This window comes from Microbacterium sp. 5K110 (assembly GCF_005774735.1).
Classification (GTDB): domain Bacteria; phylum Actinomycetota; class Actinomycetes; order Actinomycetales; family Microbacteriaceae; genus Microbacterium.
Genome location: NZ_VBUM01000025.1, coordinates 17,804 through 39,898 on the forward strand (window position 1 = coordinate 17,804; position 22,095 = coordinate 39,898).

The window sequence follows — 22,095 nt, forward strand, 5'->3', positions numbered from 1 at the left end:
AGGGGGCAGCGCTAGGCTGGCGGCCGTGCTGGTTGAGATCTCGAACACGCCCCGTGACTACGCCTGGGGGAGCGCGACGCTCCTAGCCGACCTCGAGGGCCGCACGCCCTCGGGTGCCCCCGAGGCGGAGGTGTGGTTCGGCGATCACGCCGGTTCCCCGGCGCTCGTGCACGACGGGTCGGACCGGACGCTGGACACGTGGCTCGGCGACGTTGCGGCCGAGGCCGGAGTGCCCTCCCGTCTTCCCTACCTCCTGAAGCTCCTCGCTGCCGGGGCGCCCCTGTCGATCCAGGTGCACCCCTCGAAGCGTCAGGCTGTCGAGGGTTTCGCGCGCGAAGAGGCGGCCGGCGTGCCCGTCGACGCGGGTCACCGCAACTACAAGGACGACAACCACAAGCCCGAGGTCATCGTCGCTCTCAGCGAGACCTTCACGGCCCTCGCGGGCCTGCGCGACGTCACCGCGACGCGTCGGCTGGTCGCCGCGCTCGGCGACGGCGACGGGGTGCGCGCCCTCCGCGAGCGCTTGGACGCCGCCGAACCCGCTGCGGCTCTCCGCGCGGCGATCGCGTGGGCGCTCGGCGAGGCCGGCGCGGCGGAGATCGAGCAGATCGTGTCGGCTGCGGCATCCGCGGAGTCCGAGGAGTTCGCCGGCGAACTGGGCCTGACGCGGACGCTTGCCTCGGCCTACCCGGCCGACCCCGGCATCGTGGTCGCCCTTCTCATGAACCTCGTCGAACTGCGTCGCGGCGAGGCGATCTTCGTTCCCGCCGGTGTCTTGCACGCCTACGTCGCGGGCTTGGGCGTGGAGATCATGGCCGCCAGCGACAACGTGCTGCGCGGCGGCCTCACCCCCAAGCACATCGACGTCGCCGAGCTCCTCGCCCTCGTGGACTTCCGCCCGGCGGCCCCGCCCCTCCTCGCTCCCCGAGCGGCCGCGGACGGGACCGAGCTGTTCGCCCCCGGCATCCGCGATTTCGCCCTCGCTCACGTGACGGGCGCACACGTTCCCGCCGACGTGGTGCTGCGGGGTGTCTCGATCGCGCTGTCGGTCGCGGGGCGCGCCGTGGTGACGGGGGCCTCGGGTACCGCCATCGAATTGGCGCCCGGCCAGGCCGCGGTGGTCACTCCCGACGAGTCGCCCGTGACCGTCACCGGCGGCGAGGTCTTCGTCGCGATGCCGGGGGAGTGACGCGCGACACGCCGAGAGGACCGCGTGAAGGTTCACCTCGCCCTTGAGGGTTTACGATCCGCAGCTTGACCAATTCGAATGACACGGGTGTAATTACTCGTACGCGTCCGTGGGTCGAACGAGGGGGAGGACGAGATGGCGACATCGCAGTACCGGTCCGGTGTCCCGGACAACTGGTTCGTCGATCCGGTCGATCTGGGGGTTCCCGGTGTCCGTCGTGACATCGACGCCACCGAAGAGAACACCCTCGCGTGGCAGACCGACGCGCTGTGTTCGCAGACGGACCCCGAGGCCTTCTTCCCCGAGAAGGGCGGGTCGACCCGCGACGCCAAGCGCATCTGCACGTCGTGCGACGTTCGTTCGGAGTGCCTCGAGTACGCCCTCCAGAACGACGAGCGGTTCGGCATCTGGGGCGGCCTCAGCGAGCGCGAGCGCCGCAAGCTCAAGCGTCGCGCCTGACTCCCGGCATCCGAGCCTTCCTGAGGGATCCTCGACGGCTCGGCGCGGCGTCCGCGAACACCGGACACCCCGCCTAGGCTGACCACGCCATGCCCGCCCGTGTACACGCCGTCCTCGTGGTCCGCCCCGAAGGACGCATCCCCGCCGCTCCCCACCTCACGCGCACCCTCGAGGCGCTGGCCGCCCAGACTCGGCCGGTCGATGCCCTGACGATCGTGCTGTGCGGTGCAGATCCGGAGTTGACCCGCATCGCGGCGGCCTCCGGCGCGGAAGGCGTGATCACCGCCTCCCCGGGGACGCCGTTCGCCGCGGCGACCGCGTTGGCGAGCCCCCGTCTGACGGGGGACGCCGTCTGGCTCCTCGCCCAGGACACCGCGCCCGACCCCGATGCCCTGCTGCGCCTCGCGGGCGCGCTGGAGCTGTCGTCGTCGCTCGCCCTGGCCGCGCCGAAACTCGTCGCGTGGGACGACCCGGCCGAGATCGTCTCGCTGGGCGTGAGCGTGACCCGCTACGGCCGCAGTGTCGAACTCGCCGCCGGTGAACTGGACCAGGGCCAACGCGACGGGGATGCCGACGTGCTCGGCGTCGACGTCCGCGGGGTGCTCGTGCGCCGTGAGTCGTGGCGCGCGCTCGGCGGCCTCGACCCGGCCCTCGGCGGCGCGGACGAGGGACTCGACCTCGGCATCCGCGCGCGCTTGGCCGGCGACCGCGTCTCGCTCGTTCCCGCCGCACGGATCGCCGTGGCCGGCGACGGCGTCGCCGCGATGGCGCGGGGTCGCGCCCGCGCCCGCCGACGTGCCTTCGCCGAGCGCACCGCGCAACTGCACCGTCGGTTGGCGTACGCGCCGGCGGCCGCGGTCGTGCTGCATTGGCTGTCGTTCCTGCCGCTGGCGCTGTGGCGCACGATCGCCCACCTCGTGGCCAAGGTGCCTTACAAGGTCGTGCCGGAGTGGGGTGCCGCGATTCTCGTGATGGCCCGCCCGGCCGCCGTCGCCCGCGCCCGCCGACGGATCCGCACTCTGCGCACCGTCGGATGGTCCCGCATCGCGCCCCTGCGTGTCTCGCGGTCGGAGCTCCGGCTGCAGTGGGCGGGAGACGCGGCCGAGAGCGACGCGCCCGTGCGCTCCGAGCTGCGCTTCTTCGTCGGCGGCGGGGCGTGGGTCGTCCTCGGTGCCCTCGCGGTCTCCGCCCTGCTGTTCGCCCCTCTGCTGGCCTGGCCCGTCCTCGGCGGCGGCGCGCTCGCCCCCCTGCGGGCGAGCGTCGCCCAGCTGTGGCAGGACGCGGCCTGGGGAGCGCGTCCTCTCGGCCTGGACGTCGTCGGTCCCGCCGACCCGTTCTCGGCACTCATCGCCCTGATCGGATCCCTGTCCCCGGCCGAGCCGTCGCGGGCGCTCGTGGTGCTGTGGATCCTCGCCCTGCCGCTCGCGGTGCTGGGCGGGTGGTTCGCCGCCACACGCGTCACGGAATCCTCTCTCCTGCGCATCACCGCCGCGCTCGCCTGGGCGCTCGCCCCCACCTTCCTCGCCGCGCTCGTCGAGGGCCGGCCCGCCGCGCTCCTGCTGCATCTGCTGCTGCCGTGGCTCTTCTTCGCCGCGAGCGTCGCGCACCGGTCGTGGGCGCCCGCGGGAGCGGCATCCATCCTGCTCGTCGCCGTGCTGGCGTGCTCCCCCTCGCTGGCTCCGGCCGTCGTCGTGTTGTGGTCGGCCGCGCTCGTCGTGGTGGCCCTGGCGGCCCCGCGGGGGATCGCCCGCGTGGTGTGGCTCGTCATCCCCTCGATCGTGGTGTTCGCGCCGCTCATCTGGACCCAGGTCCGGCTCGGGAACCCCTGGGGACTGCTCGCGGATCCGGGTGTGCCCTTCGCGGGCGCCGAAGCCACCGCCGACCCCCTCGGACGTGCGCTCTTGGCCGCCGGGTTCCCCACCTCGGATCCGGGCGGGTGGGCCGCGCTCACCGGCGGTCCGGTGTGGTGGGTGGCGCTGCTCGCCGCCCCGCTCGCGGTGCTCGCCCTCCTGGCCGTGCTGACCCCCCGGTGGATCACGGCGACCAGCCTGCTCGTGATCGCGGCGACGGGCCTGGCGACCGCGTTCGCCGCCGTCGGGATCGCGGTGACGTTCGACCACTCCACGCCGGTGGCCCTGTGGCCCGGCGCGGGGCTGAGTGTCGCCTGGCTCGGCGTCGTGGGCGCGGCCGTGATCGCTTTGGATGCCGGTCTCGTCGAGCGCGTGCGCGTGTTGCGGCCGATCGGGGCGGTCGTGGCCCTCGCGGCCCTGCTCGTCGCCGTGGCGCCCTCGCTGACGGCCGTGACCACCGCATCTCCCCGCGCCGTGCTCACGAACGGCCCCGTCTCCACGCTCCCCGCCTTCGTCGCCGCGGAGGGGCGAGGGTCGACCGCGATGGGCACGATCGTGCTGGATCCCCGCGCTGACGGCTTGCGCGTCGACGTCGTATGGGGCGGCAGTGCGACCCTGACCGGGCAGAGCACGGTCGAGGCCACCCGCACGCAGGCCCGCCCCGCGGACGAGGAACTCGCCGCGCTCGCCGCCGACCTCGTCACTCCGTCCTCCGAAGACGCCGTCGCCGGCCTCGCGGCCCGCGGCATCGCGTTCGTGCTGCTCGAACCGGCTCCCGGGGGAGAGGACGACGTCATCCGCGGCGCCCGTCTGACCGCGGCGACCTCCCTCGACCAGCGCAACTCGCTCGACGGCGTCGGGTCGACCGCACGCGGCGAGCTGTGGCGCGTGACCTCCGAGGTCCAGCCGCGCGCCGGGCTCGATGCCCACCAGACCCGCGTGCAGCAGCTCGTCGCGGTCGGTTCGCTCGCGGCCCTGCTCGTCGCCCTGCTGCTGGCGGTTCCCACCGCCGCATCGCGGCGCGTCGCCCGCCGCACTCCGCGCACCGTCGGACCCGTCCGGGGAGGTACCCGATGAGCGATCGTCGCCTGGTCCGTTGGGCCACCACCAGCGCCCGTGTCGTCGCCGGCAGCGCCGTCGCCGCGGCCGTGGTCGTCGGAACGGTGGCCGGCATCGCCGCCCCGTGGCCGACCCGCGTGGCCGAACCGGTGCGGGTGCAGGTCACCCCGGCTCCCTCGGACACCGTCCTCGCGTGCGACGGGCCCGTCTTCGCCCTGGGGCGCACGGCAGAGTCGGCGGGCGCCCTGAGCGTCGCCGCCGCCCAGGAGACCGTGGCGGGACCGGAGGGGACGGGAGCGGACGTCTCGACCCTCGGCGGCGCGACCGCCGACGGATCGGGGGATGCCACGGCCTTCCGGGCGCCTCCGATCGACCGTGTCGCGACCCCCTACGCCGCCGCCGGTTCCGCCACCGTCGCCTCGAGCGACCTCACCGGATTCAGCGCCTCGGCGTGCCGCCCGCCGCTGGCGGAGTCCTGGCTGGTGGCGGGAGCGACCACGACGGGCGCGAACGACCTCGTCGTCCTCGGCAATCCCGGCGACGTCCCGGCGACCGTGCAGCTGTCGGTCTACGGCGCTCAGGGCGTCTCGACACCGCCGGGCGGCACCGGCCTCGTCGTCCCCGCCGGTGGGCAGCGCGTCCTCCCGCTCGCCGGCCTGCTGCTGGGCGAGGAGAGCCCGGTGGTGCGGGTCGTGGCCACCGGCGCGCCCGTGCACGCCTCGCTCCAGACGAGTCTCACCCGCGTCCTGCTCCCCGGGGGCAGCGATCAAGCCGCCCCGCTCGCGCAGGCCGCGACCGATCTCGTCATCCCCGGTGTTCAGGTGCTCACGACCGGCGAAGGGAACGCGGGCACGGTCCTGCGGCTGCTCTCGCCCGGCGCCGAGGCGTCGGCGACCGTGACGATCGCTCCCGTCGACGGTGGTGCGCCGGTGGGCGATCCCCGCACGCTCGCTCTGCCGGCCGGGACACCCACTTCGCTCGACCTGTCGGGACTGGCCTCGGGCGCCTACACGATCTCGGTCCAGGCGACCGAGCCCGTCGTCGGCGGCGCGTGGTCGACCACGGGTTTCGGGGAGGGCGCGGACTTCGCCTGGTATGCCCCGGCCCCCGCGTTCGCGGCATCCGGTCTCGTGGCGGTCGCCCCCGGTGCCGGGGGCACGCTCGTGATCGCCGCGGATGACGCGAGCGGACCGGCGTCGGTCTCGGTGACGCCGCAGTCCGGCGGGGTCCCCGTGACCGTCACGGTGCCCGCGGGAGGCTCCGTCGCGGTGCCGGTCACGGCCGGCGTGTACGAGCTCGCTCCGGACCGCGCGGTGCACGCGGCGGTCTCGTACGCGGCTCCCGGGGCGCTGGCCGGTTACCCGCTGTGGCCCGCCGACGCGGCGGCGGGAGCCCTGACGATCCTGCCCTGAGCAGCGGCGCCGCTCACAAGAAGCGGAAGCGCTCGGGGCCGAGATCCCATGGGTCGCGTTCGAGGTACTCGGCCGCTGCCCGGAACACGGCGCCCTCGATCATCATGCGGCGGTGCAGGTCGTCGTCGATGTGCGGGTGGCCGAGTCGCTCGATCGGAACGCGGTAGAGGATGATGCGCTTCTGCTCGCGCAGCACCTGCCAGCGGGGGATCGCTCCGGTGGCCGAGGGGGGCATGATGCCGATCTCGAACGACACGTCGCGCAGCTCGCTCCACGCCGACCGCAGGAATTCGGCGGCCGTGCTCACGGCGATGTCGAAACGCTCGATCCGGGTGTCCAGCGGGGGCAGGGGCGGCCGCACGACGGGGCTGCGGTTCTCGCGGCCGTGACGACCGTGGCGCGAGGGCCGCGCGACCGGCCGGGCCTCACGGGATCGACGACGCATGCGCCCATCCTACGGTCGAGGTGACCGTCGGGCCGTCGCGTGGTGGGCGACGATCCAGTCTTCCCGCGGTGACGGCGCGGCGGCCGGCGGGCGGTGCCATCATGAACGCCCGCCGACCCGCGGTTCATCGGGCGTCGGCGGATGCCAGGACCACGACCTTGCCCGCGATGCGGCCCTCGCTCGCCTCGGCGTGCAGGGCGGGGAGGCCGTCGAGCCCGATCCGACGGTCGACGCCGGCGACGAGTTCGCCGGCATCGACGAGCCTGACGATCTGCGCGAGGCGCTCACGGTTCGCTCGGACGAAGACGGTGGCCGCGCGCACGCCGCGCGTTTCGTCGGAAGGAGTGGTCATGAACGCGGTGGTGCTGACCACGGTGCCGCCGTCGCGGACGAGCGCCACCAGGCTCGCGAATTCCTCGGGGTCGAGCGGGGCGAGGTTGAGCAGGACGTCGACGGGCTCGGTCACCGCGTCGAGCAGGGACTGGGCCGCGTGGTCGATGATGACGTCCGGCCCTGCGGCCGCGACCGCCGCGACGCTGCGCGAGCTCGCGGTCGCGATCACGTGTGCACCGGCGCGCCGCGCGAGGCGGATCGCGTGCCCACCGACCGCTCCGCCGGCGCCCACGATGAGCAGACGCTGACCGGCATGCAGCCGACCGTCATTGAAGAGCGCCTGCCACGCGGTCAGGGCGACAGAAGGCAGGGCGGCCGCGTCGGCGAGGGGAACGCTGTGTGGTGCCGTGACGAGTGCGGCGGCGGGGGCGACGACGTACTCCGCGGCCCCGCCGTCGGCCTCCATCGGCAGGAACCCGATGACGCCCTGCCCGACCTCGAGGCCGGTGACGCCCGCGCCGAGCGCGTCGACGACGCCGGAGACGTCATACCCCGGGATGTGGGGGAGCGAGATCGGGATGGGGAGGAATCCGGCCCGCATCCCGTTGTCCGCGGCGTTGAATGCCGAGGCGGTCACACGCAGCCGCACCTGTCCCGCCGCGGGCGTCGGGATCTCGACCTCTTCGAGGCGGAGCACTTCGGGTCCGCCGACGTTATGGAACCGAACTGCCTTCATGATGATGTCCTTTCGTTGGTGCTTCGAACTCGAAGCATATGAGGACGGTAGCAGTGCTTCGAACTCGAAGCAAGGTAGGATCGACGCATGACCGATCTCCCTGCCGCCCTGAGTCCGCGGCAGCTCGACGCCTACTTCGCGTTCACCGAGGTGAGCAGCCTGGTGCGGCACGCCGTCGAGAAGCAGCTGCGAGAAGCGGGTGACCTCGGGTACGTGCAGTTCCAGCTGCTCGCCCGTCTCGGCGACGCTCCCGGAGGCGCGCTCCGCATGACCGATCTCGCGGACGGCGTCGTCTACAGCCGCAGCGGCCTCACCTACCAGGCGCAGCTGCTCGAGCAGCGCGGGCTCGTGACCCGCGCCCCGTCGCCCGAGGACGAGCGCAGCATCGTCGTGACACTCACCGACGCGGGCCGTGCGACGCTCGCGACGGTGTTCCCCGGCCACATCGAAGCCGTTCACCGTCTCCTGTTCGCAGCGCTCGACGATGCCGACGTCGAGGCGCTCGCGGACGTGTTGGGTCGCGCGGCGGCTCGCCTGCGCGCCGACCCACCCCGCTCGGCCGCGGCGCGGCGTCGTCGGCCCGGCGCGGCCCCGGCCTAGGCTGACCCGCGATGCGCGACAGACTCTGCTCGAAGGTGGGATGCGCCCGCGAGGCGATGAGCACCCTCACTTACGACTACGGCGACCAGATGGCCGCGCTCGGCCCCCTCGGCCGTGCGGGCGACCCGCACGCGCACGATCTGTGCGCGATCCACGCCGACCGCCTGTCGGTTCCCCGGGGCTGGGTCGTCGTGCGCCACGAGACCCTCCGGGCCTGACCCGGCCTCAGGCCTCAGGCGTCGGGCGCCGAGGTCAGGGACGCCGCCCGCTCGTTCTCGAGCAGGAGCGCCCGGTACTCCCTGTCGCGTCGCACCGCCGCCGCAGCGCGCACCAGCGTCTCGGGGTCGACCGCGGGCACGGGGGAGACGTACGGCTGCACCGACTGCGCCAGGCTCGCGGCGACGCGCGCGCGGGCGGCGGGCTCGAGCGCGTCGGCTCCGCGGACGAACTGCGCGACGCGGGCGGCCAGCCGGTCGGGGAGGCGTGAGACATCGGCGACCGCCGCCCACCCCTCCATCCCCGGGGGGACCCCCGGCGCCGCCGCCGGCAGCGGGCGCGTCCGCGTGCGCTCGCACGCCGTGCCGGCCATCAGGTCGCCGAGTCGCTGGGCGCGCGGAGTGAACATCCCCACGACGGCGGCGATGCCGCCGAGCGTGAACCACAGCTCCAGCACGCCCACGAGCGCGCGGATGAACGCCTGGCGGAAGCCGGTGGCTCCGCCGTCGACGCGCACGATGCGCCCGCCCACCGCGAGGCGGCCGAGACTGCGCCCGCGGGAGAGTGTCTCGACCGTCGTCGGGACGACCACCATCACCGCCACGATGAGCACGATGACGCCGATGCGGAAAGCGCTGTCCGGAATCGTCCCACCGGCCACGAGGGCGGTGAGAAGGAGCGAGCCGGCCACGAGCAGCACGATGCCGACGACCATGTCGATGAGGCATCCCACCGCGCGCAGGAAGAACCCGAGCGGCTGCACGTCCAGTGCGACGGCCTCGCCGGTGAGCGTCTCGTCGGCCGCGGCGTGCACGAGCGTCGTCGCGGGACCGGGGACCGGAGGGGATGCCGCGGGCGAAGCCATGCGTACAGTTGATCACATGGACCTCGACGCCCTCACGGCCGCGCGCCGGCAGGAGTGGGCGCGGCTGGACGAGCTGGGCCGGACGCGGCGGCTGACCGGTCCCGAGGTCGACGAGCTCGTCACCCGGTACCGCGCGGCCTCGGCGGATCTCGCGGACATCAAGACGTCGGCGGGGCGCACGCCCCAGGGCGATTACGTCTCGATCCTGCTCGCGCGCACGCGGCTGCGTCTCACGGGTGTCCGCGAGAACGTGCTGCGCCAGGTGCCGCGCTTCTTCCTCCGGCAGCTCCCCGCGGCCCTGTACCGCGTGCGCTGGACGACGCTCGCCATCGCCGTCGGCTTCGTCGTGGTCGCCTCCCTCGTCGCCCTGTGGATCTCGTCGGATCCTCGCGCGGTGGCGGCGCTGGGCGCGCAGAGCGAGCTGCAGAACTACGCCGATCAGCAGTTCGTGCAGTACTACCGCGAGAACCCGAACGCCGTCTTCGCCGGCACGGTGTGGACCAACAACGCGTGGATCGCCGCGCAGTGCGTGCTCTTCGGCGTCACCGGCGTGTGGCCGCTCATGGTGATGATGCAGAACGCCATCGGCGTGGGCTCGTCGGCGGCGATCATGATCGCGTTCGACCGCTCTGATGTGTTCTTCCAGTTCATCCTCCCGCACGGTCTGCTCGAGCTCACGGCGATCTTCGTGGCCGGTGCGGCGGGCATGCACATCTTCTGGGCCTGGGTCGCGCCCGGGCGGCGTACCCGCGCCGCCGCGCTCGCCGCCGAGGGGCGCGCGCTGGCGACCGTGGCCGTGGGGTTGGTCTTCGCGCTGGGGCTCTCGGGGCTCGTGGAGGGTTTCGTCACGCCGACGACCTGGCCCTGGCAGGTGAAGATCGCGATCGGCGCGGCCGCGCTGGGCGTGTTCCTGGTCTACATGCTGGTCGTGGGTCGCCGAGCGTTCCGGTCGGGCGAGACCGGCGACGTCACCGAGTACGAGGGCGGCACGCCGACGCTGGTCTCGGGCTGAGGCATCCGCGAATCTCGCTGTTCCCCCGCGCGTCATTTTTGATTCACTCAAAACAAGCTAGAGTGGGGGAATGCTCGACGATCGGACGGATGCCACCGCGGATGCCCTCATCCGCGGGGTGGGGCTGCGGGTGACGGCGACGCGTGTCGCGGTGCTCGAAGCCCTGCGCGCCCGCCCGCACGCCACCGCCGATGACGTCTTCGACGGCATCGTCGGAACCCTTCCCGGCACGAGCAAGCAGTCGGTGTACAACGCGCTCGGCGACTTCGCCGACGCGGGACTGGCCCGCCGCATCGAACCCGCCGGTCACGCCGGCACGTTCGAGCTGCGTGTCGGCGACAACCACCACCACGTGGTGTGCACCGGGTGCGGCCGCATCGACGACGTGGACTGCGTCGTCGGGTCGGCGCCGTGCCTGCACATGCCGGAGGGGAGCGGTTTCCTCATCGAGACCGCCGAGGTGACGTTCTGGGGCGTGTGTCCCGAGTGTCGAGCGAAGTCCGAAGCCGAAACACCGAGAGGATCCCGATGAGCGACACTCTGAACGGATGCCCCGTCTTCCACGACGGCCCCGCCCCCGACGACAACCGACTGCCGGTGGGCGAAGCCCCCGTCGACAGCGAGCCCGCGGGCGCGCTGCCCCACCCGACCCAGGGGTCTGCCAACCGCGTGTGGTGGCCCGAGAGCCTCAACGTGAAGATCCTCGCGAAGAACAACGCGCTGCGCGATCCGCTCGACGCGGGCTTCGACTACCGCGCCGCTTTCGAGGCGCTCGACCTGGATGCCGTGAAGAAGGACATCCAGCAGGTCATGACGACCTCGCAGGACTGGTGGCCCGCCGACTTCGGCCACTACGGTCCCCTGATGATCCGCATGGCGTGGCACAGCGCCGGCACGTACCGCGTGACGGACGGTCGCGGCGGCTCGGGCGCCGGCATGCAGCGCTTCGCACCGCTGAACAGCTGGCCCGACAACGTCAACCTCGACAAGGCCCGCCGCCTGCTGTGGCCGATCAAGAAGAAGTACGGCCAGTCCATCTCGTGGGCCGACCTCATGATCCTCGCCGGCAACGTCGCGCTGGAGGACATGGGCTTCCCGACCTTCGGCTTCGCCGGCGGTCGCACCGACGTGTGGGAGCCGGACGACGACGTGTACTGGGGCCCCGAGACCACGTGGCTCGGCGACGAGCGCTACACGGGCAACCGCGAGCTCGAGCGTCCGCTCGCCGCGGTGCAGATGGGCCTCATCTACGTCAACCCCGAGGGCCCCAACGGCAACCCCGACCCGCAGCTGTCGGCCCACGACATCCGCGAGACGTTCGGGCGCATGGCCATGAACGACGAGGAGACCGTCGCCCTCATCGCCGGCGGCCACACCTTCGGCAAGACCCACGGCGCCGCCAGCGACTCGCACGTCGGGCCGAACCCCGAGGCCGCCGACATCGAGGACCAGGGCCTCGGCTGGAAGAACAGCCACGGCACCGGCAAGGGCGACGACACGATCACCAGCGGTCTCGAGGTCACCTGGACCTACCACCCGACCCGCTGGGACAACGAGTTCTTCCACATCCTCTTCGCCTACGAGTGGGAGCTCTTCCAGAGCCCCGCGGGTGCTCACCAGTGGCGTCCGGTCAACGGCGGGGGAGCCGACATGGTTCCCGAGGCGCACTCGGACGGCCGCCGCGAGCCCCGCATGCTCACGAGCGACCTGGCCCTGCGCGTCGACCCGGCGTACGAGAAGATCTCGCGCCGCTTCGCCGAAGACCCCGCCGCCTTCCAGGATGCCTTCGCCCGCGCGTGGTTCAAGCTCACCCACCGCGACATGGGACCGCGTGCCCGCTACCTCGGGTCCGAGGTGCCGGCCGAGGTGCTCGACTGGCAGGACCCCGTGCCCGCCGTCGACCACCCGCTCATCGACGCCGCCGACGCCGCGGCGCTGAAGCAGCGCCTCCTCGACAGCGGCCTGTCCGTCGCGCAGCTCGTGACCACGACGTGGGCCGCGGCCTCGACCTTCCGCGGCAGCGACAAGCGCGGCGGCGTCAACGGCGCGCGCATCCGCCTCGAGCCGCAGAAGAGCTGGACGGTCAACAATCCCGAGCAGCTGGCATCCGTGCTCTCGGTGATCGAGGGCATCAAGGCCGAGTTCGACGCGCAGGCGTCGGACGGCAAGAAGGTCTCGATCGCCGATCTGCTCGTGCTCGCCGGCAACGCCGGTGTCGAGCAGGCCGCCCGCGCGGGCGGCGTCGAGGTCGAGGTGCCCTTCACCCCCGGCCGCACCGACGCCACGCAGGAGGAGACCGACGTCGACTCGTTCCGCTGGCTCGAGCCGATCGCCGACGGCTTCCGCAACTACGCCTCGCGCGAGACGCGACTCCCGGCCGAGTTCCTGCTGCTGGACAAGGCGAACCTGCTCACGCTCACCGCGCCCGAGATGACCGTGCTCGTCGGCGGCCTCCGGGCGATCGGCGCGAACTGGGACGGCTCGGACTGGGGTGTCTTCACCGGCACCCCCGGCGCCCTGACGAACGACGTGTTCGTGAACCTCCTCGACCTCGGCACGACGTGGAAGCCGCTGGATTCCGGCAAGCACGCCTTCCAGGGGACGAAGGACGGCTCGGGCGAGACGGTCGGGATCGGCACGCGCGTCGACCTCGTGTTCGCCTCGAACTCGGAGCTCCGCGCGCTCGCCGAGGTGTACGCCTCCGACGACGCGAAGGAGAAGTTCGTGCGCGACTTCGTCGCCGCGTGGCGCAAGGTCACCGAGCTCGACCGGTTCGACCTGGTCTGAGTCCCGCGCCCCGAAGGCCCGTCCCCGCTGGGGGCGGGCCTCCCGCGTCTGCGCCGGATCTCCTCCGCCCCGATAAACGCCGTCCCTGTCGAGACACGCCACGACACCGCGTGTCTCGAGAGGAATGGCGTTTACAGGGGAAGGGCGCGGGGGACGGATGCCGCGCGTCAAGCGCGGGAGAGGCGGCGCAGACCCTCGTCGATCGAGACGCGGGGCGTCCAGTGCAGGTCGCGGCGGATCTCGGTCTGGTCGAACCAGTGGGCGGTGGAGAGCTGCTCGGCAAGGAAGCGCGTCATGGGCGGCTCGTCGGTGCCCGGGCGTACGGCCCAGACCCGCTCGACGAGCGATCCGGCCGCCCGGGCGAGACCGGCGGGCACGCTGAACGCCGGCGGCCGGACGCCCGCGGCGCGGCAGATGCCGGCGAGCAGATCGCCCACGGGCCGAGGCTCGCCATTGGTCAGCACGTAGGCGCGGCCGCTGACGTCGTCGACGCGCTCGAGGGCGGCGACGATCCCGCTCGCGGCGTTGTCGACGAACGTGGAGTCGATGAGTGCGGTGCCGCCGTTGAGCAGCGGCAACCGTCCGCGGCGCGCGCGATCCACGACCCGGGCGATGAGCTGCGTGTCGCCGGGACCCCAGACGATGTGCGGCCGGATGGCGACAACGGATGCCGTCGCCCCGGCGCGACCGAGGGCGAGCAACTCGGCCTCGGCCTTCGTGCGCGCGTACTCGCCGCGCGCGGCGACCGGGTCGGCGGGCTCGGCACCCACTCCGGCCAGGGCGTGGCCCGCATGGGCGACCGACGGTGAGGAGATGTGCACGATGCGCGACACGCCCGCGGCGGATGCCGCGTCCAGCAGCGTGCGGGTGCCCTCGACGTTCACGGCCTGGAACTCGGCCGGGTCTCCTGCGAGCGACACCTTCGCCGCCAGGTGAACCACGGCGTCGACCCCGGTGACGGCGGAGGCCGTGGCATCCGGGTCGGTCACCGAACCGAGGCGGTCGTCGGCGCCGGCCATCCCCGAGGGGCGGCGTTGGAGTGTCCGCACCTCGTGCCCGGCGTCCTGAAGAGCGACGACGACCGCGCGGCCGAGGAATCCGGACGCGCCGGTGGCGAGGACCTTCACGGCGCCGTCGGCCGCTCGCCGGCCAGGATCCGCTCCGCCCAGGCGGCGAGACGCGAGCGGTCGATCTTGGAGTTGTGCCGGATGTCGGTGGGCAGGGCGGGCACCACCAGCACGGCCGCCAGGGCCTGCGGCGTCGCCGCCCGCACGACCTCGGTGAGACCCGGGGATGCCACGCCCGCGCGCCGCACGCCCGGATCGCGTTCCACGACGGCGACGACGACCTGCCGACCGACGGGCCCGACGCCCACCGCCGCGGCACGCGAGACGCCCGAGACGGACTCGACGTCCTGCTCGATCGCGACGGGGGTGACCGGTCCGTGGGCCGTCGTGATGACGTGGGGCAACCGGCCCTCGACCCACAGGCGTCCGACGGCGTCGAGGTGGCCCACGTCGCCCGTGCGGTGCCAGCGCCCGGGCAGTGCGTCGAGGTCGCGACGCGCCTCGCGGTCGGTGAGGGAGAGGCGGAAGTAGCCGCGCTTGAGGTGCGGCGCGCTGATGACGACCTCGCCGGTCACGCCCGCATCGGTGACGGGAGAGCCGGTGGCTCGCCCCTCGGCGTCGAGGGCGGCGATGCGCACGCGGCCGCGGCCGATCGGTGTGCCCACGCACACCCCGCGATCGCCGGAGGCCGCGGCATCCTCGATCCCGGGCAGCGTGATGTCGGCGACGAGCAAGCACTCGGTCATGCCGTACGGCGTGTGCGCCGTCGCGTTCGGCATGAGCTCGTGCGCCCGTCGCAGCAGCGGGGTTCCCACGGGTGCGCCCGTGGACAGGAACGTGTGCACGCCGGCCAGGGCGGCGCGGTCCTCGGTCGTGAGCGCGCCGGCGGTGGCGACGACGTTGCGGACGGCGGCGGGGGAGAGGAACACGATGCGCGCGTCCGACGCGCGGACCGCTGCCGCGACAGCGCTCGCGGTGAGGGTGCGCGGCGCGGAGACGTCCATGTCGGGGGTGGCCGATCGCGTACCCAGGGCGGGGCCGAGGAGGGCGAACGGCGCGAAACCGGTGACGAGTCCCGTGTCCGGGCCGACGTCGAAGTGCGTGGCCAACGCGTCGCGCAGCGAAGAGAGCTGCCGGTGGGTGTACACGACGCCCTTGGCGGGGCCCGTCGATCCCGACGTGAACAGCACCGCGGCGTCGGCGTCGATGTGCGGGGGAGCGGGCAGTTCGCGCCCGCGGCCGGCGAGGGCCACCTCGGACAGGCTCGCCTCCACGCCCAGGGCGCGCGCGGCAGCGGTCGGCAGCGCTGCGGCGGAGAGGCGGCGTCCCGGCCAGCCCAGGGCGCGCGCGGCGGCGAGGCCGGTGACCTCGCCGATCACGACGTCGGGTACCGCACCCCGCACGGCGCGCGAGAGACCCCGGATGCCGAGCCCGCGGTCGGCCACGACGACGACGGCGCCGATGCGCAGACACGCGTACAGCACGGCGGTGAGGGTCGGTCCCGGCGGGACGAGGAGCGAGACGCGGTCGCCGGCGCGGACACCGATCGCGTCGAGTCCCGCGGCGAGTTCGTCGACGCGGGCGGCGAGCTGTCGCCAGCTCACCCGGAGCGGGGCGCGGCCGGGGCGAGCGGCCATGTCGATCACCGCGACGTCGTCGTCGGCGCGGCGGGTCGTGAGCGCGTCCCACAGGGGAGCGGGAGCCGCGTCGTCGTCCCCGAGGGCGTCGTCGGCGGTCGGTGCGGACTCGGGGGAGCCGGCATCCGGGCCCGGCACGACCTTCTCGGCGAGCCAGTCCAGGACCGCCTCGGCGTACGGTCGTTCCTCGGCGACGAGGTGCCCCGCCCCCTCGTAGCGGTGCACGTCGGCGTGCGGGAGACGGTCGACGAGATCGTCGAGGTGCACCTCGCCGAACACGGGGTCCTTCGGCCCGCGCAGCAGCAGGGCCGGGACGTCGAGGTCGCGCAGGCCCGCCGAGAGGCGGCGGAGGGCGGGCGTGCTCTCGTCCGACGCCGTGGCGGGGATGTCGGCGACGAACCCGCCGATGCCCCGTCGGCGTTCGACCGTGGCGTAGGGCGCGCGGAACGCGGCCCGTACCGCCGGGTCGAGGTCGGCGAGGGCGAGGGTCGTGTCGAGGAACGCCGTCGTGCCGGTCGTGCCGGCCGCGAGCATCCCCCGGGCCGTGGCGACCCGGAGCGGGAACGGCAGCGGCGCGTCCTCGGCGTGGTGCACGGCGGTGTTGAGAGCGATGACCGCCGCGAGACCGTCGCGGTTCTCGACCGCCCACCCGAGCGAGACGGGACCGCCCCAGTCGTGGCCGATCGTGACGACGGGGGTGCGGATGCCGGCCACCTCGACGAGGGCGGAGAGGTCGGCGATGCGTTGTGCGAGCGTCCGGCGCACGTCGGTGCGCTCGGAGAAGCCCATCTCGAGCTGGTCGACGGCCACGACGCGCCAGGCGGGCGCGCCCGCGTCGGCGCGGACAAGCGAGGCGGTCACCAACGCGCGCCACAGGTACGACCACGTCGGGTTGCCGTGGACGGCCACGATGGTGCCGACCGGGGTGATGCCGCGCTCGTCGAGCAGGTCGCCGGTGTCGAGGATGTGCCACGTGCGGCGTCGGCCCGCGTCGGCGCCGGTGCCCTCGACGTCGATGAGTCGGGAGAAGGCCGGGTCCAGGCCGGGGAGCCCGGCGGGAGGGAGAGTCGCCCGCAGACCGGTGACCGTCACCAGGCCAGCTCCAACATCCCGGTGTTCAGCCCGGAGCCCACTCCCATCAGCAGCACGCGATCGCCGCGACGGAGGGTCTTCTGCTCCTCGGCCAGGGTGATCGGGATGGAGGCCGGGCCCACGTTGCCCAGGTTCGGGTAGGTCACCGGCACGCGGCTCCGGTCGAGCTTGGCCGCGCGGACGATCGCGGAGGTGTGCACCGACGAGACCTGGTGTGTGATGTAGCGGTCCATGCCCGTCCACGAGAACTCGCCTTTGGCCTCTTTCCAGGCCGACACGACGAGGTCGAGGCCGCCCTTGAGCAGGGCTTTCGCGTCCGTGAACATGCCGTCGACGCTGCCCACGCACAGGTCGTAGAACTGCGTCGCGGCGCGCGTGACCCCACCGACGATGCGGTGACCCTCGGGGTGGTCGCTGGCGCGGCCGAGCACCGCCGCCGCCGCGCCGGAACCGAGCGTGAGCGAGGCGAACTCCTGCATGAAGGCGTCGCGATCGAGGTCTTCGCGCACGAGCCGGTTGATCGTGTTGACCTGGATCTCGTCGGCATCCTCGCCGTTGACGATGAGCGCGTACCGCACCTGGCCGGACTGGATCATGCCCGCCGCCAGGCTCATGCCGTTGATGAAGCCGAGGCAGGCGTTGGCGACGTCGAAGTTGATCGCCGAGCTCGGCAGCCCCAGGCCGTGGTGGAGGCGGACCGCCACCGAGGGCTCGAGGTGCTTGCGCGTGACGGAGGTGTTGATGATGAGGCCGATCTCACTCGGGTCGACGCCCGCCTCGGCCAGCGCTTGCTTGCCCGCCGCGATCGTCGCCTCGTCGGAGGATTCGCCCTCGGCCCAGTTGCGGCGCTCCACGACACCGGCCACCCGGCGCAGCAGCCCCGGTTTGAGCTTGAGCCGCGTCAGCGCGGGGGCGAGCCTCTCCTCGATGTCGTCAGAGGTGGTCACTCGGCTGGGCAGCACGCTCGCCACCGACACGAGGGCCACATCGTCGAAGCGAGTGGTGGCGTTTCCTGGCAAGAGAGCTCCCGCATCCTGTGCGTAGACGGCGCAGCCGGGCGCGGAGGGACACGCCGGCGGCTGGAAGGGTACCCCCCAGGATAAGCCGCGACGTATGCGGACGGGTGCATGGCGGAGCGGTGTGCTAGTCCCGGATGCCGCGACCCGGTGCGTCAGAGGCGCCCGGCGGCCTTGAGGGCGAGGTAGCGGTCCGCCACGAGAGGGGGGAGGTCGTCGGCCGACGCCGTCACCGCATCGCCCCCCGCGCGGACGACCGCCGCGCGCACGCGTTCGGCGTCCGAGCGCGCGCGTTCGATCGCGGCGGCGGCGTACACGGCCGCGGCGTCGTCGCGTGCCGGGGGTTCTCCCGGACCGTCGGTGGCGGTGGCCACGAGCAGACGCGAGCGCGCCGCGACGGCCGGGAGCGAGGCGAGGAACGCGCGCGCCGCCTCCGGGTCGTCGGCGGCGGTGAGGAGCACCACGAGCGCGGGGCGCTGGGTCAGACCGCGCACCTGGGCGAACGCGGCATCCCAATCGGTGTCGATGAGCTGCGGGTCCACGGGGGCCATCGCGTCCACGAGTGCGGGGAGCAGTTGCGCTCCGTCGACGCGCGTGACCCGGGCGCGGGTCACCCGGTCGAACATGAGCAGGTGCACGTGGTCTCCGGCGCGTGTCGCCAGGGCCGAGAGGAGCAGGGCGGCCTCCATCGCGGCATCCAGACGCGCGCCGTCGCCGACGCGTGCCGCGGCCGTGCGACCCGTATCGATGACGATCACGACGTGCCGGTCGCGTTCGGGGCGCCACGTGCGCAGCATCGTCGTGCCCGCGCGCGCGGTGGCCCGCCAGTCGATCGAGCGCACATCGTCTCCGCGCACGTACTCGCGCAGGCTGTCGAACTCGGTGCCCTGCCCGCGCACCTGCAGCGACGTGTTGCCATCGAGTTCGCGCAGCCGCGCCAGCCGCGAGGGGAGGTGCCGTCGCGAGGTGAAGGGCGGGAGCACGCGCAGCCGCGCCGGTGCCGCGAGCGTCGCCTGCCGCCCCCCGAGCCCCAGGGGACCCTGAGAGCGCACGACGACGAACTCGCTGCGCAGCTCTCCGCGCCGCCGCGGCAGCAGCGACAGAGCAGCACCCCGGCGCTCACCGGGAGGGACCACCAGGTGCAGTCGCTCGGGCGGGGCGCCCGCCGTCGGCTGCCACGCGTCGCGCACCCGGGCGCGCAGCGTCCGTCGGCCGGTGTTGCGCACGCGCAGCTCGCCCGCGACGGGCTGATCCCGCAGGGCGCGGTCCGGCAAGCGGCGCGTGATCTCGAGCGCACGCGCGTCGGCGGCCAGGAGCGTGTCGGCCGCGGCCAGTCCGGCACACAGCACCAGCCACCCGCCGACCACGGCCCAGGGCGCCGCGCCGGCGGCGTGCAGCAGGATCAGCGGGATCACCCCGAGCGCGACGAGCAGAGCCAGACGGCCGGTGACGTACATCAGAGCGGGACGCGCGTCTGCTGCAGGACCGAGGTGAGGACGGCATCCACCGAGACGCCCTCGATCTCGGCCTCGGGCCGCAGCCGGATCCGGTGCCGCCACACGGGGACGAGCATCGTCTGGACGTGGTCGGGCGTGATCGCGGGCGAGCCGACGAGCCACGCCCACGCCTTCGCCGCCGCGAGCAGACCGGTCGACGCGCGCGGGCTCACGCCGAGCAGCACCGACGGGCTCTGTCGCGTGGCGCGGGCGAGGTCGACGACGTAGCCGAGCACGTCGTCGGCGACGGCGACCGACGCGGCGGCGCGCTGCGCCGCGAGGATCTCGGCCGGGGTGACCACGGCATCCATCCCCGCCTCGCCCAGCCGGCGCGGGTCGAACCCGCCCGCGTGCCGGCGCAGCACGTCGACCTCGGCGTCGCGGCCGGGGAGGTCGACCACGAGCTTCAGCAGGAAGCGGTCGAGCTGCGCCTCGGGCAGCGTGTAGGTGCCCTCGTGCTCGACGGGATTCTGGGTCGCGGCGACGAGGAACGGATCGGGGAGCGGGCGGCTCACTCCGTCGGACGAGACCTGCCGCTCCTCCATGGCCTCCAGCAGGGCCGCCTGCGTCTTGGGGGGCGTGCGGTTGATCTCGTCGGCGAGCAGGACGTGCGTGAAGACCGGCCCCGCGCGGAACTCGAACTCGCCCGAGCGTGCGTCGTACACGAGCGAACCGGTGACGTCGCCCGGCATGAGGTCGGGGGTGAACTGCACGCGGTGGGTGTCCAGGCCGAGCGCGCGGCTGAAGGAGCGCACGAGCAGGGTCTTGGCCACACCCGGGACGCCCTCCAGCAGGACGTGGCCGCGCGCCAGCAGAGCGATGAGCAGCCCCGTGACGGTCCCGTCCTGCCCGACGACGGCCTTGCCGACCTCGGCGCGCACCCGGTGCATCGCCTGCCGCAGGTCGGCATCGCCCGGTGACGGTGCGGGCGCAGCGCTCGGCGTCGGGGCGACGGCCTCGGACGCCGGCATCGCGGCGCCGGCCGGGTCGGGGGAGCCGAGAGGACGGTCGGTCATCGGGGGGTCCTTTCCGTGGGGAGGGTGGCGCGGACGCTCGTCTCGAGGTCGCGCAGGCGATCGCTCGCGGCGACGAGCTCGCGGTCGGTGCGGGGAAGATCGTCGATCAGGATGCCGTGCACCACCGCGCGGTCGGCGGCGAGCCGCTCGGCCACGGCGTCGGCGAGGTGCTCGGCGGGCGTGCGCGCGGACATGCCCAGGAGGCGCACGAGGCGGCGTCGCGTGGCGCGCCGCAGCTCGTCGAGGGCGTGCGCCGCATCGCCGGAGGCGGCGTACAGCCGCGCGCGGCCCTCGGTCGTCTCGGTGGCCCGCACCGTGACCGGCAGACGCTCGGCGACGAGGGGGCCGAATCGCCGACCGCGCCAGAAAGCGGCCGTCAGCCCCGCGAGCAGCAGCAACACCAACGCCGGTGTCACCCACGGGGGAGTGAGGTCGCCGATCGTGGGCGCAGCCACCCCGGTGTCGGCATCCGACGGGGACGGCACGTACCAGACGAGCGAGGCGGAGCGGCCGAGCAGGCCGATGGCCAGGGCGGCGTTTCCCTCGAGCGGCAGCGCCCGGTTCGTGACCACGGACAGCCCGTCGACCGCCGCGGCCGTGAGGTCACCGCTCCCCGAGACGAGGACGCCGTATCCGTCCTCCGCCGGGTAGCAGCCGGTCACGCCCTCCCCGGGCACGTACAGTTCGCCGACGCGGGAGGGGCCCGCCGTCCGCGGCACGGCCGCCTCGCACCCGGGGTCGACGGTGCGCTCCTCGACGACGCCGCCGAGCGAAGAACCGTTCAGCAGCACGTCGAGACTGCGCGAGCGCGGTTCGATCAGCACGACGTCGCGGGCCTTCGCGCCGAGGCTGCGGAGGGTTCCGTCCGAGAGCATCGGCGCGTCGCGCATGACGAGGGTCGACGGGGTCGCGGCGAGCTCCCGCTCGGCGGCGGCCCGGTCGCGCGCCACGACGACGCGCACCCCCTGCTGCTCGAGGATCCGGACGAGCGCACGGGTCCCGTCGGGCGCCGGGGACTCGGGGTCGAGCGCGTTTCGCTGCGTCCAGCCGCCGTACACCAGCGTCGTCCCGAACAGTCCGATCAGCACGAGGGCCGAGATCAGCGCGATCCACCCGGCGCCGACGCGGCGGCGACGAGCCGTCGGGGAGAGAGCGGTCGTGGTCACGGCGCCACCCCCGCGGCATCCGCCCCGACGACCCGGGCGCGCACGGCCGCCTCGTCGAGCTGAGAGATGAGGCGGTACGACTCCGCGGTGCCGTGCCGCCCGAGGTACCGCACGTCGTCGAACGCGGCGGCGCCCTCGGCGGGCTGGGCGCCCAGGACGGGGAGGGCGTCGGCCGCAGACCGTGCGAACAGCCGCGCCGTGGCTCCGGGCGGCGGATCCACGATCCCGCGCTCGCCGAGGCCGCGCGCGAAGGCGCGGAAGCGCAGCACCACCGCCGCGTCCCAGTCCTCGCGGTCGGCCGCCGCGACGGCGTCATCGCGGAGCTGCTCGGCGGAACGTGCGTCGTCGTCGTCGAACAGGGCCCGTGCCGCGGTCCGTGCGCGCACGAGCGCCCGGGGACGTCCCCACACCAGCACTCCCACGACGATCGCCGCGATGACGACGACCGCGAGCACGACGAACGCCCACGGGCCCCAATCGCCGGAGGCGGGGGCCGAGAAGAGGCGCTCGAGGAACTCCAGCACGGCGCGCACCAGGCGGTCGAAGAACGTCGGCTCGGCGGCCTGGTACACGGGATCGGCGAGTTCGCGCTCGGCCCACTGGCGTGCCTCGTCGGCGTCGGGCAGCAGCGGCGAGAAGGCC

19 protein-coding genes are annotated in these 22,095 nt (G+C 73.8%); 9 read left to right on the forward strand and 10 right to left on the reverse strand.

The genetic code is table 11. The features are described from left to right. Positions 1-25 precede the first annotated feature (25 nt). The 4 genes from manA (at position 26) to FE256_RS07920 (ending at position 5,969) form a co-directional block, all read left to right on the forward strand. Complete coding sequence (manA, locus tag FE256_RS07905) at positions 26-1,189, forward strand: mannose-6-phosphate isomerase, class I (protein ID WP_138174460.1); 1,164 nt, start codon at positions 26-28, stop codon at positions 1,187-1,189. A gap of 135 nt (positions 1,190-1,324) precedes the next feature. Next, positions 1,325-1,648, forward strand: coding sequence for a WhiB family transcriptional regulator (locus tag FE256_RS07910; protein ID WP_138174462.1), 324 nt, complete (start codon positions 1,325-1,327; stop codon positions 1,646-1,648). An 89-nt stretch (positions 1,649-1,737) separates the two neighbouring features. Next, on the forward strand, positions 1,738-4,575 hold the full coding sequence (locus FE256_RS07915; RefSeq protein ID WP_138174464.1) for a glycosyltransferase: 2,838 nt from the start codon (positions 1,738-1,740) through the stop codon (positions 4,573-4,575). Further along, entirely contained in the window at positions 4,572-5,969 is a 1,398-nt protein-coding gene (locus tag FE256_RS07920) for a DUF5719 family protein (RefSeq protein ID WP_138174466.1), read from the forward strand. The genes FE256_RS07915 and FE256_RS07920 overlap by 4 nt, the downstream gene beginning before the upstream one ends. A 13-nt stretch (positions 5,970-5,982) precedes the next feature. Here FE256_RS07920 and FE256_RS07925 read toward each other — a convergent pair whose 3' ends face one another. Together FE256_RS07925 and FE256_RS07930 are read right to left on the reverse strand one after the other, a co-directional pair. Then, a complete protein-coding gene (locus FE256_RS07925) occupies positions 5,983-6,414 on the reverse strand; it encodes a hypothetical protein (RefSeq protein ID WP_230005565.1) in 432 nt (143 codons plus the stop codon). A gap of 124 nt (positions 6,415-6,538) precedes the next feature. Further along, complete coding sequence (locus tag FE256_RS07930) at positions 6,539-7,483, reverse strand: NADP-dependent oxidoreductase (RefSeq protein WP_171024252.1); 945 nt, start codon at positions 7,481-7,483, stop codon at positions 6,539-6,541. Positions 7,484-7,570: 87 nt separating this feature from the next. On the opposite strand from FE256_RS07930, the gene FE256_RS07935 reads away from it, so the two are divergent. Next, on the forward strand, positions 7,571-8,083 hold the full coding sequence (locus tag FE256_RS07935; RefSeq protein WP_138174468.1) for a MarR family winged helix-turn-helix transcriptional regulator: 513 nt from the start codon (positions 7,571-7,573) through the stop codon (positions 8,081-8,083). Between the two features lie 11 nt (positions 8,084-8,094). Beyond that, positions 8,095-8,301: a DUF3499 family protein gene (locus FE256_RS07940; protein ID WP_138174470.1), complete on the forward strand. Its 207-nt coding sequence runs from the start codon at positions 8,095-8,097 to the stop codon at positions 8,299-8,301. A 14-nt stretch (positions 8,302-8,315) separates the two neighbouring features. Here FE256_RS07940 and FE256_RS07945 read toward each other — a convergent pair whose 3' ends face one another. Next, positions 8,316-9,164 (reverse strand): RDD family protein, encoded by an 849-nt coding sequence (locus FE256_RS07945; protein ID WP_138174472.1) that lies wholly within the window; start codon positions 9,162-9,164, stop codon positions 8,316-8,318. A 16-nt stretch (positions 9,165-9,180) separates the two neighbouring features. Here FE256_RS07945 and FE256_RS07950 point away from each other — a divergent pair, with 16 nt between their 5' ends. The 3 genes from FE256_RS07950 (at position 9,181) to katG (ending at position 12,963) form a co-directional block, all read left to right on the forward strand. Continuing rightward, complete coding sequence (locus tag FE256_RS07950) at positions 9,181-10,176, forward strand: stage II sporulation protein M (RefSeq protein WP_138174474.1); 996 nt, start codon at positions 9,181-9,183, stop codon at positions 10,174-10,176. A 70-nt stretch (positions 10,177-10,246) separates the two neighbouring features. Further along, on the forward strand, positions 10,247-10,708 hold the full coding sequence (locus tag FE256_RS07955) for a Fur family transcriptional regulator (protein WP_138174476.1): 462 nt from the start codon (positions 10,247-10,249) through the stop codon (positions 10,706-10,708). After that, positions 10,705-12,963, forward strand: coding sequence for a catalase/peroxidase HPI (gene katG, locus FE256_RS07960; RefSeq protein WP_138174478.1), 2,259 nt, complete (start codon positions 10,705-10,707; stop codon positions 12,961-12,963). Before FE256_RS07955 ends, katG begins: the two co-directional genes overlap by 4 nt. 167 nt (positions 12,964-13,130) lie before the next feature. On the opposite strand, the gene FE256_RS07965 is transcribed toward katG, so the two are convergent. From FE256_RS07965 to FE256_RS07995, 7 genes are all read right to left on the reverse strand, one after another. Then, on the reverse strand, positions 13,131-14,090 hold the full coding sequence (locus FE256_RS07965) for an NAD-dependent epimerase/dehydratase family protein (RefSeq protein WP_138174480.1): 960 nt from the start codon (positions 14,088-14,090) through the stop codon (positions 13,131-13,133). Continuing rightward, positions 14,087-16,759, reverse strand: a complete 2,673-nt coding sequence (locus FE256_RS07970; RefSeq protein ID WP_138174481.1) for an alpha/beta fold hydrolase — start codon at positions 16,757-16,759, stop codon at positions 14,087-14,089. The genes FE256_RS07965 and FE256_RS07970 overlap by 4 nt, the downstream gene beginning before the upstream one ends. Further along, positions 16,756-17,778: a 3-oxoacyl-ACP synthase III gene (locus FE256_RS07975; protein WP_138174483.1), complete on the reverse strand. Its 1,023-nt coding sequence runs from the start codon at positions 17,776-17,778 to the stop codon at positions 16,756-16,758. The genes FE256_RS07970 and FE256_RS07975 overlap by 4 nt, the downstream gene beginning before the upstream one ends. Before the next feature lie 152 nt (positions 17,779-17,930). Further along, entirely contained in the window at positions 17,931-19,232 is a 1,302-nt protein-coding gene (locus FE256_RS07980; RefSeq protein ID WP_138174485.1) for a DUF58 domain-containing protein, read from the reverse strand. Then, a complete protein-coding gene (locus FE256_RS07985; protein ID WP_252370943.1) occupies positions 19,232-20,161 on the reverse strand; it encodes an AAA family ATPase in 930 nt (309 codons plus the stop codon). Before FE256_RS07985 ends, FE256_RS07980 begins: the two co-directional genes overlap by 1 nt. 122 nt (positions 20,162-20,283) lie before the next feature. Continuing rightward, positions 20,284-21,453, reverse strand: coding sequence for a DUF4350 domain-containing protein (locus FE256_RS07990; protein ID WP_138174487.1), 1,170 nt, complete (start codon positions 21,451-21,453; stop codon positions 20,284-20,286). Then, positions 21,450-22,095, reverse strand: a 646-nt coding sequence (locus FE256_RS07995; protein WP_138174489.1) for a DUF4129 domain-containing protein, incomplete at its 5' end; no start/stop codon positions are given. The genes FE256_RS07995 and FE256_RS07990, both read right to left, overlap by 4 nt.

What these genes read in the sequence shown, in the direction of transcription:
- FE256_RS07935 (WP_138174468.1), top strand. Translation starts at nt 7,571, where the DNA reads ATGACCGATCTCCCTGCCGCCCTGAGTCCGCGGCAGCTCGACGCCTAC.
- FE256_RS07985 (WP_252370943.1), bottom strand. Translation starts at nt 20,161, where the DNA reads ATGCACCGGGTGCGCGCCGAGGTCGGCAAGGCCGTCGTCGGGCAGGAC.
- FE256_RS07955 (WP_138174476.1), top strand. Translation starts at nt 10,247, where the DNA reads ATGCTCGACGATCGGACGGATGCCACCGCGGATGCCCTCATCCGCGGG.
- FE256_RS07980 (WP_138174485.1), bottom strand. Translation starts at nt 19,232, where the DNA reads ATGTACGTCACCGGCCGTCTGGCTCTGCTCGTCGCGCTCGGGGTGATC.
- katG (WP_138174478.1), top strand. Translation starts at nt 10,705, where the DNA reads ATGAGCGACACTCTGAACGGATGCCCCGTCTTCCACGACGGCCCCGCC.
- FE256_RS07915 (WP_138174464.1), top strand. Translation starts at nt 1,738, where the DNA reads ATGCCCGCCCGTGTACACGCCGTCCTCGTGGTCCGCCCCGAAGGACGC.
- FE256_RS07940 (WP_138174470.1), top strand. Translation starts at nt 8,095, where the DNA reads ATGCGCGACAGACTCTGCTCGAAGGTGGGATGCGCCCGCGAGGCGATG.
- FE256_RS07930 (WP_171024252.1), bottom strand. Translation starts at nt 7,483, where the DNA reads ATGAAGGCAGTTCGGTTCCATAACGTCGGCGGACCCGAAGTGCTCCGC.
- FE256_RS07925 (WP_230005565.1), bottom strand. Translation starts at nt 6,414, where the DNA reads ATGCGTCGTCGATCCCGTGAGGCCCGGCCGGTCGCGCGGCCCTCGCGC.
- FE256_RS07920 (WP_138174466.1), top strand. Translation starts at nt 4,572, where the DNA reads ATGAGCGATCGTCGCCTGGTCCGTTGGGCCACCACCAGCGCCCGTGTC.
- FE256_RS07945 (WP_138174472.1), bottom strand. Translation starts at nt 9,164, where the DNA reads ATGGCTTCGCCCGCGGCATCCCCTCCGGTCCCCGGTCCCGCGACGACG.
- FE256_RS07950 (WP_138174474.1), top strand. Translation starts at nt 9,181, where the DNA reads ATGGACCTCGACGCCCTCACGGCCGCGCGCCGGCAGGAGTGGGCGCGG.
- FE256_RS07910 (WP_138174462.1), top strand. Translation starts at nt 1,325, where the DNA reads ATGGCGACATCGCAGTACCGGTCCGGTGTCCCGGACAACTGGTTCGTC.